Origin of the sequence: Nostoc sp. UCD121 (assembly GCF_014222285.1) — a bacterium.
Classification (GTDB): domain Bacteria; phylum Cyanobacteriota; class Cyanobacteriia; order Cyanobacteriales; family Nostocaceae; genus Nostoc.
This window is the reverse complement of sequence record NZ_JACKZS010000537.1, coordinates 1-384: the sequence shown is the minus strand read 5'-3', so window position 1 is coordinate 384 and position 384 is coordinate 1. Positions and strand designations below refer to the sequence as shown.

1 pseudogene is annotated in these 384 nt (G+C 56.0%); it reads right to left on the bottom strand.

The features are described 5' to 3' along the window. A pseudogene (locus GNF10_RS37375) lies at positions 1–188 on the bottom strand (MFS transporter); the annotation flags it as partial. Positions 189–384: the final 196 nt, after the last annotated feature.

The following is a 384-nucleotide window of genomic DNA, read 5'->3' as shown; positions in this document are numbered from 1 at the left end:
TGCAAGGAGATGGCGCCCAACAGTCCCCCGGCCACGGGGCCTGCCACCATACCCACGCCGAAACAAGCGCTCATGAGCCCGAAGTGGCGAGCCCGATCTTCCCCATCGGTGATGTCGGCGATATAGGCGCCAGCAACCGCACCTGTGGCGCCGGTGATGCCGGCCACGATGCGTCCGGCGTAGAGGATCCGGGTCCCCTTTGATAGATTAAAAAGGAAAGGAGGAAAGAAATAATGGCTCGTGTACAGTTTAAACAACGTGAATCTACTGACGCAATCTTTGTTCACTGCTCGGCTACCAAGCCAAGTCAGAATGTTGGTGTCCGTGAGATTCGCCAGTGGCACAAAGAGCAGGGTTGGCTCGATGTAGGATACCACTTTATCA